The following is a 14,661-nucleotide window of genomic DNA, read 5'->3' as shown; positions in this document are numbered from 1 at the left end:
GGTAAGAAACCATGAAACATTATTTTAACAACAAAGTGATTTGGATTACCGGCGCTTCATCAGGAATTGGAGAAGCCCTGGTAAAAAATCTAGCTCTGAATACAAATGCCCACATTATTCTTTCCTCAAGAAAAGAAGAACTTTTACATGCTGTTGCTGAGAAAGCAGGACTTCCCGCCAATCGCTATGCGGTGATACCCCTAGATTTGATGGATTACAAAAATATGCCCGATGTGGTTTCCAAAGCAATAGAAAAATTTGGAAGAATAGATCTCCTTATTAATAATGCCGGTTTATCCCAGCGTTCTTTAGCCATAGAAACGGATATAGAAGTAGATAAACGTCTTATGGATATAGATTTTCTAGGAACGGTAGCTCTTACAAAAGCTGTACTTCCCTATATGATTGGAAATGGAGGCGGACAGATTGCCGTAGTCTCCAGCCTTATGGGAATATTTGGAGCTCCAATGCGAAGTGGCTATGCCGCTGCAAAACATGCTTTGCACGGTTTCTTTGATGCATTACGGGCAGAATTATATGATAAGAAAATACTCATCACCATTATTTGTCCCGGTTTTATACAGACCGATATTTCTATCAATGCAGTCACCGGAGATGGTTCCAAACAAGGAACCATGGATAATGCTACCAATAATGGGATGCCTGTAGACGTTTTTGCCAAGAAAATGCTTCATGCTATTGAAAAAAAGAAAAACCAAAAAGCTATTGGAGGAAAAGAAGTACTGGCTGTTTATCTGAAACGATTTGTTCCCGGAATACTGGCAAAGATCATTCGAAAAGCGAAGGTCGTATAACAAAACAGGAATTCCACTCTATGAAAAGAATGAAATTCCCGTATAAAAAGACTTTCAGGTTTTTAAAAATTCTTTACCAATCCTATTCCCACAGTTTTGTCCTGGTAAAAAGGCATTACCATCGTGGAGGACAGTGTATTTTTTGTTTTTTTACCACGAAGCATATGATCTATTTTAGGAAAAAGCCAGTACGCCAATTCCGTAGAGAGTATTCCAAATCCTGCTCCTGCTACCACATCTCCCAGCCAGTGCTTATCGTTCAACATCCTGTACACTCCTGTGAAAATGGCAAAAGGATATCCGGAAAGGCTCAGCCATATATTGGTATCCTTATATTCTCTAAACATAAATTGTGCAGAAGAAAATGCTGTAGCAGAGTGTCCTGATGGAAAAGACAATGTATTGGAGCGGTCTGGCCTTTCTTCCTTCACCAGATACTTCAATGGCATGGTGAACGCGGCCGAAATCAGCTGAGAAGAAGCATAAATAATGGTTCGGTCTCTCAAATTGTGTTTTCCTTTTATTCCAAGTGCATTAAAACCATATACCATCACTGCAGGAGCATACTGGGTATAATTATCCAGGTTGGTACGACCGGGCTGATGTTCGTTGATTTCCGTCTTGGTAGATATATTAAGCTGTTTCAGATTATTCATAGATAATCCTGCAATCCCATATCCGATAAATACAGTGGGAATAATGAGACTTTTATAATTCAGTCTGCTGGGTTGAATACTTACGATACTGTCCTGTTTTTTTTCCTGAACGGCTATTGTATCATTGGTATTCTGAGCATTAACGTTGCTGAAAACTGTGAGTAAAACAGCGCCATACATCAGTTTTTTTTGAAAGTGCTTTTTCATCCTAAATCACATTTATAGAGTTTTAAATTCTGTATCAAAATTTATAGCTGTAGCCCAGTCTTATGACCTGGGTTTCGTAATAATCGTTGCTGGTGTAAGCAAAACCGACACCCTGAATCTTTTTCTTAATAACCATTGTGTTCAGAAGATCGGAGGCATTCAGGAAGACCTCTCCTTTTCTTTTCTGGATTGATTTTTTCACTCCTACATCAATCGAAAACTTTGATTGTATTCTTCCTTGTGGAATAACATCAGGAGCCAGATATACTGCAGTTAATTGTGCATCCAGACCTTTTGTAAAATGAAAAATGTTATTCATCTTCAAATTCCCTGAAATGGCAGACTGCTGATCTGCAGAAAATGTATTGGGTGAAGGATAAAGATTCAATACCGAGAATGCATCAATCTGATTTCTGTACAGATTTCCATTGACGTTGAAAGAGTATATATCAGAAACTTTTTGGTTCCAGATGGCTTCAATACCTGTGTTGTAGCTTTTTCCGGCATTCTGAAATATAGCATAAATCAAAGTGCTGTTCGGAACAATACTTGAAATTCTGGTAATGGTTCCGTTGGCAAAACGATGATAAAGAGCAGAATACAGATATCCGTTATCCCAGTTATATTTATACCCGAGCTCTACAGAGTTGGTAAATTGAGGTCTTAATGCCGGATTTCCTACTTTAATGATTTCTGCGTCATCATACTTTGGAAAAATTCTGATATCAACTTCATTGGGACGATCTACCCTTCTATTATAAAAAACCGAGAATTTATGGTGATCATTTACCTTATAAGCCAGTCTGAAATTGGGAAATGGTTGGGTATAATTGTAACCATCACTTTTGTAAGTTGGATGATTGGGATTTACATCATACTGAATTTTCACATATTCAAGTCTTAGTCCCAGCTCAGCTTCCCATTTTTCGTTTTCAAAAACATAATTTCCATACACTGCGGGAATAAATTCTTTATAATCTGCTTTTCCTCCTGCAGAAACATCCAGCACAGAATTCATTCCAGGCATGAAATTCATATCGGTTGGGATACTTCTGTTTCTCAGCTTAATTCCGGTTTCAATTCTCCCGTATTTTAATGGCTTGATATAATCTATATTAAAATCATACACCTGCTCATCGGACAATAATTTAAAAGCATCTGTACCGGTAGTTGTAGGCAAATAATTATCATAGAAATATTTTTCATCCTCGCGATGGAAAGTGTAATTAAATCCTACGTTCAATAAATGCCCGGCTTCCTTAAATTTATGCTGATAAGAAGCGGTTCCCATGATGGTTGTTTTCAGTTCATCCTCCAGAAACTGCCACAGACGAAGCCGCTGTGATCTATCTCCGTTAAAGAAAGGCTGATCTCCACGGTCTATAATTTTCTCACTGCCGTATATTCCGGAAACGGTGAATGTATTTTGATCATCAATATTCCAGTCTATTCCTGCTTTTGTCGTCAAAAAATTAGTATTCCGGTTTCTTTTCAGTTGGGAATTGATCACAGTTCCATCGTCATACGTACGGGTTACAAATTCATTTTTATTCAGCGTTTGAGTATACAGGTTATCGGCCTGCAGGAAAATGTTGACTTTATTTTTTCTATAGTTAAGCGAAAGTGAGGGATTGATTTTTGGGGTCATCGTATATTGAGGGCGAATGGTTGGCAGGTTTTCTTTTCTTACCCAAAGAGACCCAAGTCCAGCGTTAAAGCCTGTTTTACCGTTCCATCCGTTTTTCTTATTCTTTTTCATAATAATATTGATGATTCCTGCATTTCCATTGGCATCATATTTTGAAGAAGGATTGTTGATGATTTCAATTTTATCTATTGAAGAGGAAGGGATATTATCCAGCCCTGTCTGGCTTCCAAACCCTGTCATTGCTGTTTGTCTACCATCAATAAGAATCGTAACCTTATCATTTCCCCGCAGCTGTACTTTTCCGTCCTGTACGGTAATTCCGGGAAGATTTTGCATACTTTGAAGTACAGATCCTCCGCTTTGGCTGATGTTGTCTGCTACCGAGTAAGTTTTCTTATCAAGCTGATTGCCTATTTCCGCTTTTTTGGAAGCTGTAAGGGTTACTTCTTCTATTGCATTTTCGCGCTGAGGTTTTTGCTCCAGCTCAATGATTGGGATTTCCAGAAATTCTGATAGACTTCCGATAAAAACAGGCTGTACTTGTGTAGTGTACCCTGTAACAGAAGTTTCAAGAAGATAATGATCCGGCTGTACTCCTATCATCGAAAATCTTCCTTCTTCATTGGTAATGGTGCCGGCTACAAACGCACTGTCTTTTTCCTTTTTTAAAATAATATTGACATAAGGCAGCGAAGCTTTCTCTTTGTTGAGAATTCTGCCTGAAACGGTCACTGAGCTCATTTGCGCAGCAGCCATTGAAGAAATAACAATTGTGGGAAAAATTAACAGCGTAGTTTTATTCATAATATAATTTTTTGTTCCTAAAAAGAATTGTGTCTATGACAGATCAACCTTTTAAAGGCATTTCTTTATTGTGTTTTCTTTGTGAAATAATAATCATCAGAATCATCAAAGCCAATGATATGAGTGAAGCATTTAAGGTCCCTAGATCCAGACCGCCTTTTGCGAGTGGTTTTGTTAAAAGATCTCCGAAAGTAGCTCCAAAAGGTCTTGTGAAAACAAAAGCAATCCAAAACAACATGACATGATTGATCTTTGTGAAATAATGAAGCATAACCACCACGATAATAATAAGACCTGTAATGCAGGCTCCAGTTAAATACCCAAGTCCCAGGTTATCACTCAGAAAATCTCCGAATGCCGTTCCCAAACTATTGGAAAATAATATGGCGGTCCAGTAATAAATTTCTTTATTCCGTTCAATGATAGGATATACTTCAAGGTTTTTATATTTTTTATACCAAAGGAAAAGTGAGAACAGAAGACCACAAAGCAAGATCAGGCTGCCTGCGAAATAACCTGCTTGTAAGGTTCTGTCAATAAAATCTGAAATTTCGGTTCCTAAAGTTGTTGTTCCTATAATCACAAGCCAGTAGATATCAGGAATGTACCTCTTGATTGAGAGCTGTACCGATAAGATTATTATAAAGAACAGTAAGGTAACAACAATTCCCATGGTGTATCCCCAATTCAACGTCATGGAAATAAAATCTCCTAAGGTTTCTCCCAAGGTGGTTGCGACAATTTTCATCAACCAGAAAAGAAGGGTCACAGCAGCTACTTTATTGGGTGTTTTCATCTGGATTGGTTTTGTTTTTAAACTAATTTTTCGTTCCTGTTATCTTACCTTTTATTCCCAAGCACTTACGCTTTATATTTCGTCAGTACATTATTCTTATAACAGTAGAATTCATGAGTAGTCTTTTTACCAAAAGCATAGACTTTCTCAATGTGTACATCATCGTAATGTTCCATCAGATTGTGATACATGTCTTTAAGGTTTCCGGACAAATCTTCAGGCTGTATGGTTTTTTCAAGCTCAATACCTTTGTTGGCTTTATATTCCAATACCAAACGGGTATTTCTCCAGGACATAGCGTATACATTTTTACTTTCTGTAGACGAAGTATTGATGGTAATCTGATCCTGCTGAATAATCTTACTGGAAGTAGACGTCATCAAAGTAATTCCAGAAACAACCATTGCTCCATACCCTATTTTTCTGAACAGATTTTCACTGAGGTGAGGAAGAATATATTGTACTGTATAAGAGGATACTACAGCACCTACCGCAATCGCAATTCCCAGCCATAATGCCATATTGGAATACAGTCCTAAGGATATATAGATGATGAGTTTGATCAGATGAAGAAAAACTTCATTGGCAGCACGTGTTGCTACAATTTCCTCTTTTTTAAGACCGAATTTTAAATAAAAGCGGTTAAAAAGAAGACCTACAGCACCGGTAATTCCTGAAATAAAGCCTGCCGAAAAGCCAATGAGTGCTAGGGCCGACGTAGGATAAGGCTTCTCCGATTCCTCTTTTTTATTCTTTGAAGTAAAAAGCTGCGGCAGATTAGCGATCAGGAAGAAAGCTACCATGAGCTGCAGATAATTGGGATTTACATATTTGATAAGGTAGGCTCCAAGAAGAACGGCCGGAATGGAAAATGGCACAAACCACAGAAATATTTTCCAGTTGATATGTTTTTTAAACACGGCAATGCGTGAGGCAGAACTTGTAAAGGTACCAATCGTTAATGAGAATGGAACCAGAGATGTAGGAAGCAACAGATTAAGAATAGGAATCAAAATCAGACTTGCACCGCCTCCGCAAATAGCGCTGATCCAAAATGCAAGTATTGTTCCTGCGAATAAAAGGGCAATTTTTACAATCATTTCTAAATAAAATTTACACTTCAGTATATTTTCTATACAAAGATGCAATCCGATTTAGAAGAAATTTAGAATTATCAGATTCTGCGTTTTTTTTAACTATAAATTAACAGTGAAAATATGGTAACCGCTTTCGAATCTATACGTTATGGTCCAATGATGAAATTTCCCTATCTCCTGAATAATAGGAAGCCCCAGGCCGCTGCCATTGCTATCAGTAGACAGTTTTGAAAATCTTTTAAATAACAGATCCTCATTCAGTTTTTCGGTGCCGGAATTGGAAACTTCAAAAATAGATTCGGTTAAAAGTATTCCAATAGAACCTCCTGGAACAGTATGTCTGATGGCATTTACCATAAGATTATTGATCATAATTTCCGTAAGACTGCTGTTTCCGCTGAGTTTTACATCGGAAGAGATATTTTCCTGTACGGAAATATTTTTCTGTTCAAAATGTTCCTGTAGAATTTCGATACTCTGATGAAGCAGGTGATCAAATGATATCATTTCAGAATTATCAAACTGATTATTATCTATTTTAGCCAGTAACAGAAGGTTTTTATTGATTCTGGAACTTCTTGTCAACGCCCTGTTGATATCTTCTGCAATTCTATATTGTTTTTCTGTAAGATCTTGATCCTGAAGCAGAAGATCCAGTTTGTTTTTGATAATGGCAAGAGGGGTCTGTAATTCGTGAGAAGCATTTTCGGTGAACTCTTTCTGGTTTTTATAGACTGAGACATTGTGCTCAATCAATTTTTGAAGAGATTGATTCAGTTCTTCAAATTCTGTAATATCCGAAACGGGAAACTCAATTTTAGACTGACTGTTTAGTTTAAAGGTTTTTAATCGGTCCAATGTATCCCGGAAAGGTTTCCAGATCGATGTGGAAAGTCTTCTGTTCAAGTATAAAAGGCCGACAACAATCATCACAAAGAAAAATATTGTAATCATCGCAATTACCGCTATTGTTTCGTGAGATTCCTCAATATTGGTCTGTATCGTAAAAAGATAAGGCTTATTTTGAATATAAATAACCTTCTGAAGACATCGGTAACGCTCTTTTTTCTGCTCTGATATGAAAGGCAAGTGTTTTTCATAGGTGTAAACCGTATCTCCTTTGATTTTATCTGTCGGAATTTTCTCAATATTCGTTTCAGGTTGAATATGATTCCACAGAGTAAGGCTTTTATCAAGTTCTGTATCAGAAAGTTTTAACTGGTTAAACTCATAAGCAGTTTTCTCTACAATAATCTGGTTATGTTCATCCAGTTCGCTTTTCCAGATGGTATCAACTACAAAATAATATACGGGAATGCTTATCGTCAATACAATAAGGACGTAGATGAGGAAAGGCTTTGTGGTTTTACCAAGTAGAGGTTTCAAAATTGATAAAGGTATTTTCCTTGTTTTACTTTACTATTTTATGGTCCGATTTATTCCACTTCCCATTTATATCCTGTACCATACACCGTTTTGAGGTAGTGTTGCGAGCCGGCATCATAAAGTTTCTTTTTGAGATTCTTCACATGAGCATACACAAAATCATGGTTATCAAGCATATCTGCAAAATCACCGGAAAGATGCTCAGCCAGAGTGCTTTTTGAGATCACTTTATTTTTATTCCCGATAAAATAGATCAGAAGATCAAATTCTTTCTTCGTGAGTGCAATATTTTCATGATTTACCACCACCGTTTTAGCCAGAAGATCAATCTGAAGTTCGTTTTGCGTCACTACATTGGAGCTGCTAAACTGCTTTCTTCTGATAATGGAATACACTCTGGCCATCAGTTCCGAAAGATGAAAAGGCTTCGTCAGATAATCATCAGCACCCAATTTCAGACCTTCAATCTTATCATCCAATGCATTTTTTGCTGAAATGATGATCACTCCATCTTGCTTTTGCTTTTTCTTCAGTTCTTCCAAAATTCTGAGACCGTTTCCATCGGGAAGCATAATGTCCAGTACGATACAGTCATACTGAAACGTGTCTACTTTGTTCATCGCTTCGGTATAAGTACCAGCCAGCTCACAGAGATAGTTTTCTTCCGACAAATACTCGGAAATACTTTTGGCCAGTTCGGTTTCGTCTTCTATAATTAGAATTTTCATGTGATAAAACTATCATTAAATTTTGAATAAATTTTGAATTCCTAATCCATGAATAGAATGTACAAAAATAAAATGAATGTTTCTCCCTATTTTAATCATTAGAAATTTTAACTTTAAATATACCATGATAAACATTGATTGCGAGAACATTATTCAACAATTTTTGAGTCTGAAAAATATCTTAACTGGTAATTCTGTCAGATATTTCATAAATTTACGGAACTGTATCAATCTGATGGCAGGATTAAAATTTTTCCCGGGTGAAAATTCACAACAAAAAAAAGTACTTAAGCTTCCTTAAATTTAAAAGAGATTTCCAGAAATATGGTTTGGAAAAAGCACGCAGTTATGAGCTTATTCTGCATTGGCTGAACAATCGTCTGAGCAGAAACCAATTTCTTGTTCTTTCCGGAATTCTTGTGGGATGTACGGCTGGTTTAGCCGGAGTCATCCTGAAAACACTCGTTCACAACATCCATTATTTTATTACCAATAAAGTCCATTTTGAATATCAGATTTTATTCTATATTGTTTTTCCTTTCTTAGGAATTGTATTAACAACTATGATTGTTCTGACCTTGTTTAAAGGGCAGGACAGAAAAGGGATTGGCGCTATTTTATATGAAATTGCCCAAAATTCAAGTATTGTAGCGTCTGTCAAAATGTACTCGCAGGTCATTCAAAGTGCCATTACCGTTGGTTTGGGAGGATCTGCAGGGTTAGAAAGTCCTATTGCCGTTACCGGAGCTGCCATCGGGTCCAACTATGCCCAGACTTACAGGCTTAGCTATAAAGAACGGACACTGCTTTTAGCTGCGGGAGCTACTGCCGGGATTGCTTCAGCATTTAATGCACCTATTGCCGGAATCATGTTTGCCTTTGAAATTCTACTCACCGGAGTTGTATTTACTGATTTTATTCCTCTGGTTGTTGCGGCCGTTTGTGGAAGTCTTTTATCCAGGATTTTGCTTCAGGAAGATGTACTTTTTAGATTTTATACCAGAGATCCTTTTAACTATAAAAACGTACCTTATTACCTTATTTTGGGATTGGTAACAGGGTTATACGCCCGATATTTTGTTATTATCTCTCAAAAAGTAGAACATTTTATCAAGGGACTTCAACTTTCCAGAATTCGTAAAGCGATGTTTGGAGGTGCTGTTCTTTCATTATTATGCGTTTTGTTTCCTCCATTATTTGGGGAAGGTTATGAAACCGTAAAGGCTTTTACGAATGGAAATACTTATTCTATTATCGAAAACAGCTTTTTCAGATATTTTGAAATCGGAGACTGGACCATCATTATCTTTCTGGTTTTGGTTCTTCTTTTAAAAGCTTTTGCTACGTCATTTACCATCTTTAGTGGAGGAAATGGAGGAAACTTTGCTCCGTCTCTATTTGCTGGAGGTACTTTGGGATATTTGTTTGCCTTAATCTGCCAGCATCTTGGATTTACGTATGTTCCGGTCACCAATCTTGTCCTGGTTGGAATGGCAGGAGCCATGAGCGGTGTTTTGTATGCCCCGCTTACCGCTATATTTCTGATTGCAGAATCCAGTTTCGGATATGACCTTTTTATTCCTCTGATGATTGTTTCTGTAATGTCTTATCTTATTGCCAAGTGGTTCTCTCCTATCTCTCCGGAACTTAAATCTTTGGCCGATGAAGGAAAAATATTTACTAATAAACATGATAAAAACCTCCTTTTTGCTCTTAGAACAGAAGATTTTATTGATAAATATTCACAGACGATCAATGAAAATGACTCTATTACAGAATTGTTTGAACTGGTAAAAAATGGTGATAAAAATATTTTTGCCGTAGTAGACGAAACCCGAAAACTAAAAGGCATACTTACTCTGGATGATATCAGACCTTATCTTTTCAATAAAGAGATTGATCCTTTACAGAAAGTTATCCAGGTGATGAAAGCTCCGCCGGCTATTCTTCATCGTGAAAATAAGCCTTTAGATATTCTTCAGACTTTTGATGATACAGGGGTATGGAATCTTCCTGTAGTCAGTGAAAATAATGATTTTATCGGGTTTATCTCAAAATCTTCTATCCTGATGAGCTATAGACAGCTTCTTAAAGAATACTCCGATTAAGATCATTTTTTCAACCCTATCAATAAAAAATCCGTTCAATTTTGAACGGATTTCTTTTAATCTAATAATGAGGGGTATATAATTAATTGCTTACTTTATTCAGCAAATCAATATCGTCTTGATCTAAAACCAACTTGGGAGCATTGAACAGCGTATCGAGTTGTGATGCACTGGTTGCACTTACAATAGGTGCCGTAATCAGCGGATTGGCCAATAACCATGCAAGAGCAACCGTACTCTGTGGAGCGTGATACTTTTCACCTATCTGGTCAAGGGCTTTTAATACAGCAATTCCTTTATCATTCAAATATTTTCTCACACCTTCTCCCCTTGCGCTTTTAGCAAAATCTGATTCTGTACGATATTTTCCTGTCAAGAATCCTGCTGCCAACGACCAATATGGAAAAACGCTTAAATCAAATTCTTCCACTAAAGGGGCATATTTTTTTTCAAAACCTTCCCTTTCCACAAGGTTATAATGAGGCTGTAATGCTACATATTTAGGAAGACTATATTTTTCTGAGGCTTCAAATGAGGCTTTTAAACGTTCCGGAGAAAGATTAGACGCTGCAATATAACGTACTTTTCCAGCTTTAATAATCTCATCATAAGCAGAAAGGGTTTCTTCTACCGGAGTGGTATTATCATCAAAATGTGTATAATAAATATCAATATGATCCGTCTGAAGTCTTTGCAGAGATTCATCTACAGATTGTAGTATATGTTTTTTGCTGATATCATAACCATGTTCTTTGGTTTCAGAACCTACTTTGGTAGCCAGCACAATATCTTGGCGGTTGGAGCGGTTTTTCATCCATTTTCCAATGATTTCCTCAGACTGTCCGCCTTTTCCGTTTACCCACCATGAGTACGTATCTGCGGTATCTATAAAATTGAATCCGGCATCTGCAAAACGATCCAATATATCGAAGGATTCTTTTTCATCCAAAGTCCATCCGAAGACATTTCCTCCAAAATTAATGGGTGCTATGGTAAGATCCGTATTTTTAATTTTTCTTTTTTCCATAAAAATAATTTTACTAAGTGACCTCTAAGGTAAGAAATGTAGAGGCAAATAAAAGATTTAAAATAGCCATGCCGTCTATAGTTATTATAAATCAAAAGCCCCATTTTTCCTCGTTTTTTTTCAATAAGGAGACAAAAAAACAGCCTTCCAATGAAAGACTGTTTTCTCTATCAATAAAAAAATAAGGCTACTTCTCAGCCTGAGGAATCTCAAGAGCTATAAGCCGTAGTTTATATTCCTGCAGCTGCAGGTTTATCGTTGGTAATCCATTTTTAAAGAATGGTGAGATTGTAAACAGATTACGATAATATTCTATTCCTTCCAATACATTATTTTTGAAGGTGTTCCATTTTTTAGCCTGAGAATTAGTGATCTGAACAGATGAGCTGGCAATTTCCTTTTTCAGATAATCGATGTACATTTTAAGTTCGTTGATGAACATATTCGGACGTTGATTATCAGAAAGAATATTGGCATTTCCATAGATATGTTGTACCATTTCCGATAGAGAAACTTCCTTATCAAAAAAAGCGATATTTGGTCCCGGACAGATAACAACGCCTTGCTTTTCTCCTTTTATTGCAAGATTCTGTTCCATGTATGCCGCATTTACCAATCCTACGCACAGGCAGGCTTTGTCTGTGATTTCTACTTTCTTTTTATTAAACTGTTCCGGAGATAAAGACGATTGCTCGCCATACAGTTCTTTCAATCTGATCTCCTGGTATTTTCTAGACGCTGTGCAGATTCCCTCTGGTGAAAATTCTTTACTTAAAGCCAGCAATTTCTTTGGACACGAACTTCCATATTTGCCCTTTGCTTCTTTTTCATACTTTAATCTTTCATTGGAAGTCCCTTTAACGGTATTGAAAGGAACGCCCAAAGGCGAAATATTACTCAGATAAAGATCCTCTTCTTTAGATTGTAAAAGAAGATTACGTGTTTCCGGATCTACAGAAGTTGCTTCAGGAACTAAAAGAAAAGGAGAACCCCATCCGACACTGTCTACATCGTAATTCGCCAATAAGAAATCATGCTCTTCGGAAGTTCCGACTCCTCCCTGAACCGTAATTTTCATTTCTAAAGGTTCGGAAACAAGTGGTTTTCCTTTCTGCTGCAAAGCCGTAATCATTAAAGCATGAGCAGATTGGATCAAATCATTTTTCTTCTGCTTAAATTCTTCCATTATAGGCCCCAAAAGCATTCCCTCGGTAGCAAATGCATGACCGCCGCAGTTCAGCCCGGATTCTATTCTGTATTCTGAAACCCAAAGTCCCTTTTTAGCTAAAAAGTTTCCCTGGATCATTGCCGAACGGAAATCACTGACTTTAAGGATGATTTTCTTTTTGATAATACCACTTTCATTGGGGAAAAAGTCTTCAAATTCCTCCATATAGCTATATAAACGGGGGTTCATTCCGGCAGAAAGAACCATAGAAGAAGATAATTTACTCATCGCAAACCCGCGAAGTGAAGCATGAGCATCGTTGTACATTACAGGAAGCTGTTCGTTTTTCTGAAAATTATCTTTATCTACTTTCGTCATGATATTTACATCAATACTTCCCGGCTTTAGGTTAGACTCAATAAAATTCTTAATATTAGAGCTCCAGTTATCCGTTTGATTCATAAAGTTCTGAAGGCTGTCCTTCAGATCTGAGGTATTGGGCAACATTGCCATAAAGTCTTTTAAAGTCTCCTTATTTTTGCTGATTTCCTGTTTGAAAGATTCAAATTTTTCGTTCACGATATCATCAACCATATCCAGGTAGGCTGTAATTCTTTTGGCTCTGTAGTCTTCCGTTTTTGTTGAAATTCCTAAATAATCGAGATTAAATTTCTTATTATAAAAGTTTTTCATTTTTTCCAGAATCTCATCATCAATAATGGAAATAACGGAAGATATTCCATATTGAGCGACACGGATGGGGCTGTCTATTGTATACGCCAGTCCCATTACCGGAATATGGAAATTGTGCAAAGGTTTTTTTGTCATATGTTGTCAATAAAAGTTTTCCTTAATGCACTAAAAATCCTTCTAAAAACTATTCACTCTTTAAATATATTATTTTACAATGAACTATGCATTAAATAACACTTCTAATGTTGAAAACATGTCAAATATCATCATTTCCTCAATAAAAAATCCGCTAACCTGTTAAGATCAGCGGATTTTGTAGAAAAGTATTAGTATAAGAACTATTCCACTTCAAAAATAGCCTGAATTTCAACGGATGAGTTCACCGGAATTGAAGAAGCTCCCAATGTTGCTCTTGCATGTTTTCCTTTTTCACCAAAAACATCCACAGTAAGATCTGATGCAATATTCATAAGATCTGCATGTTTAGTATAATCGTCTTTAGTATTGAAAATTCCTGTAAGCTGTACACATTGTTTTACTTTGCTTAAATCTCCACCCACAGCGTCTTTTAATACTGCAATCACATTAAGCATGGTTACTTTCGTTGCCTCTTTAACCTGCTGTTCGTTCACTTCCACTCCCAGTTTTCCAGGATTGAAGATTTTACCGTCTTTTAATGCCACCTGATTGATAAATACCAGATTTCCTGTACGCACAAAAGGCTGATAGTTTCCAGCAGGTTTTGGAACCTGAGGAAGAGTAATATTTTTTTGCTTTAATATTTCATTGAAGTTTTGATGATTTTCAACCATAGGAATTGTTTTTTTAGAATGCGTATCTTTTAATGCCAATGCCACTTTTGCAAAGTTCTTGCCTTGAAGTACGGCCAGTTGACGTTCGCCTTTTGTAGGTCTTTCCACATCTTTTAAAGAAGCCATGCTTGTAATTCCCAATACAGAATTGCCCTGTGGGATAGATTTATTCAAATCTTCAGTTCCCCGTATTCCGTTGGAAACCAAAACCATTCCGTGCACGGCAAGGCTATTCCAAAATGCCTGTAACGCCAGTTCCTTTCCTGCACCGCTTCCTGCTGACATGAAAACAGTAGCCGGAACACCTTCCAATGCATGATTGGTCCAAAGCTGAACGGTTTTTGATAAAAATTCACTCATTCCTGTACTGATGTTCCCGAAATAAACGGGTGAACCAAAAGCAATTCCATCATATGTTGCAAGTTCCTCCACGGTTGCTACAGGGAGATTTTTAAGAACTGGATTGGGGGATTCTTTTACAAGTTTGATGTAAGGAACAGCATTGTTTTCACTTTCAATTCCTTTGGCTATTTCTTTCGCCAGTTCGTAAGTTCCTCCATTATCGGAATGAATGAGGACCAATATTTTTGCTTTATTTTGTGCCATGATATTGATGGTGTTAAATAGTAAAATTAAGATAAAAAAAGAACATAATTTTTTCATTATTAATAAGATATAAGTTTATTGTTTTCAGATATTCGGTTTCATTTTTCTCA

11 protein-coding genes are annotated in these 14,661 nt (G+C 36.8%); 2 read left to right on the top strand and 9 right to left on the bottom strand.

From position 1 onward, the window contains the following. Positions 1–11: 11 nt before the first annotated feature. Positions 12–815, top strand: coding sequence for an SDR family oxidoreductase (locus ACL9RH_RS05625; protein WP_422692360.1), 804 nt, complete (start codon positions 12–14; stop codon positions 813–815). Positions 816–877: 62 nt separating this feature from the next. Here the strand turns inward: ACL9RH_RS05625 and ACL9RH_RS05620 are convergent, their stop codons facing one another. The 6 genes from ACL9RH_RS05620 to ACL9RH_RS05595 all read right to left on the bottom strand — a co-directional run bounded on the left by ACL9RH_RS05620 (position 878) and on the right by ACL9RH_RS05595 (position 8,137). Continuing rightward, complete coding sequence (locus ACL9RH_RS05620) at positions 878–1,678, bottom strand: phosphatase PAP2 family protein (RefSeq protein ID WP_422692359.1); 801 nt, start codon at positions 1,676–1,678, stop codon at positions 878–880. A 34-nt stretch (positions 1,679–1,712) separates the two neighbouring features. Continuing rightward, positions 1,713–4,130 carry a TonB-dependent receptor domain-containing protein gene (locus ACL9RH_RS05615; protein ID WP_422692358.1) on the bottom strand — a complete coding sequence of 806 codons (2,418 nt, stop codon included), beginning with the start codon at positions 4,128–4,130 and terminating at the stop codon, positions 1,713–1,715. Positions 4,131–4,173: 43 nt separating this feature from the next. Next, positions 4,174–4,926: a hypothetical protein gene (locus tag ACL9RH_RS05610; RefSeq protein ID WP_422692357.1), complete on the bottom strand. Its 753-nt coding sequence runs from the start codon at positions 4,924–4,926 to the stop codon at positions 4,174–4,176. 65 nt (positions 4,927–4,991) lie between these two features. Beyond that, complete coding sequence (locus ACL9RH_RS05605) at positions 4,992–6,026, bottom strand: sulfite exporter TauE/SafE family protein (RefSeq protein WP_422692356.1); 1,035 nt, start codon at positions 6,024–6,026, stop codon at positions 4,992–4,994. A gap of 96 nt (positions 6,027–6,122) precedes the next feature. Continuing rightward, positions 6,123–7,409 carry a sensor histidine kinase gene (locus ACL9RH_RS05600; RefSeq protein WP_422692355.1) on the bottom strand — a complete coding sequence of 429 codons (1,287 nt, stop codon included), beginning with the start codon at positions 7,407–7,409 and terminating at the stop codon, positions 6,123–6,125. A gap of 50 nt (positions 7,410–7,459) precedes the next feature. Continuing rightward, entirely contained in the window at positions 7,460–8,137 is a 678-nt protein-coding gene (locus tag ACL9RH_RS05595; protein WP_422692354.1) for a response regulator transcription factor, read from the bottom strand. Positions 8,138–8,397: 260 nt separating this feature from the next. Here ACL9RH_RS05595 and ACL9RH_RS05590 point away from each other — a divergent pair, with 260 nt between their 5' ends. Further along, positions 8,398–10,245 carry a chloride channel protein gene (locus ACL9RH_RS05590; protein WP_422692353.1) on the top strand — a complete coding sequence of 616 codons (1,848 nt, stop codon included), beginning with the start codon at positions 8,398–8,400 and terminating at the stop codon, positions 10,243–10,245. 82 nt (positions 10,246–10,327) lie between these two features. On the opposite strand, the gene ACL9RH_RS05585 is transcribed toward ACL9RH_RS05590, so the two are convergent. From ACL9RH_RS05585 to ACL9RH_RS05575, 3 genes are all read right to left on the bottom strand, one after another. Next, positions 10,328–11,272, bottom strand: coding sequence for an aldo/keto reductase (locus tag ACL9RH_RS05585; protein ID WP_422692352.1), 945 nt, complete (start codon positions 11,270–11,272; stop codon positions 10,328–10,330). Between the two features lie 187 nt (positions 11,273–11,459). After that, on the bottom strand, positions 11,460–13,268 hold the full coding sequence (locus tag ACL9RH_RS05580) for a hypothetical protein (RefSeq protein ID WP_422692351.1): 1,809 nt from the start codon (positions 13,266–13,268) through the stop codon (positions 11,460–11,462). Positions 13,269–13,471: 203 nt separating this feature from the next. Beyond that, positions 13,472–14,608: an Atu1372/SO_1960 family protein gene (locus tag ACL9RH_RS05575; protein ID WP_422692350.1), complete on the bottom strand. Its 1,137-nt coding sequence runs from the start codon at positions 14,606–14,608 to the stop codon at positions 13,472–13,474. Positions 14,609–14,661 lie beyond the last annotated feature (53 nt).

It is taken from the genome of Chryseobacterium sp. Mn2064, from assembly GCF_049319685.1.
Classification (GTDB): domain Bacteria; phylum Bacteroidota; class Bacteroidia; order Flavobacteriales; family Weeksellaceae; genus Chryseobacterium.
Note: the sequence above shows the minus strand (reverse complement) of the source record. Positions and strands in the feature narration are given on the sequence as shown.

What these genes read in the sequence shown, in the direction of transcription:
- ACL9RH_RS05625 (WP_422692360.1), top strand. Translation starts at nt 12, where the DNA reads ATGAAACATTATTTTAACAACAAAGTGATTTGGATTACCGGCGCTTCA.
- ACL9RH_RS05620 (WP_422692359.1), bottom strand. Translation starts at nt 1,678, where the DNA reads ATGAAAAAGCACTTTCAAAAAAAACTGATGTATGGCGCTGTTTTACTC.
- ACL9RH_RS05615 (WP_422692358.1), bottom strand. Translation starts at nt 4,130, where the DNA reads ATGAATAAAACTACGCTGTTAATTTTTCCCACAATTGTTATTTCTTCA.
- ACL9RH_RS05610 (WP_422692357.1), bottom strand. Translation starts at nt 4,926, where the DNA reads ATGAAAACACCCAATAAAGTAGCTGCTGTGACCCTTCTTTTCTGGTTG.
- ACL9RH_RS05605 (WP_422692356.1), bottom strand. Translation starts at nt 6,026, where the DNA reads ATGATTGTAAAAATTGCCCTTTTATTCGCAGGAACAATACTTGCATTT.
- ACL9RH_RS05595 (WP_422692354.1), bottom strand. Translation starts at nt 8,137, where the DNA reads ATGAAAATTCTAATTATAGAAGACGAAACCGAACTGGCCAAAAGTATT.
- ACL9RH_RS05585 (WP_422692352.1), bottom strand. Translation starts at nt 11,272, where the DNA reads ATGGAAAAAAGAAAAATTAAAAATACGGATCTTACCATAGCACCCATT.
- ACL9RH_RS05580 (WP_422692351.1), bottom strand. Translation starts at nt 13,268, where the DNA reads ATGACAAAAAAACCTTTGCACAATTTCCATATTCCGGTAATGGGACTG.
- ACL9RH_RS05575 (WP_422692350.1), bottom strand. Translation starts at nt 14,608, where the DNA reads ATGAAAAAATTATGTTCTTTTTTTATCTTAATTTTACTATTTAACACC.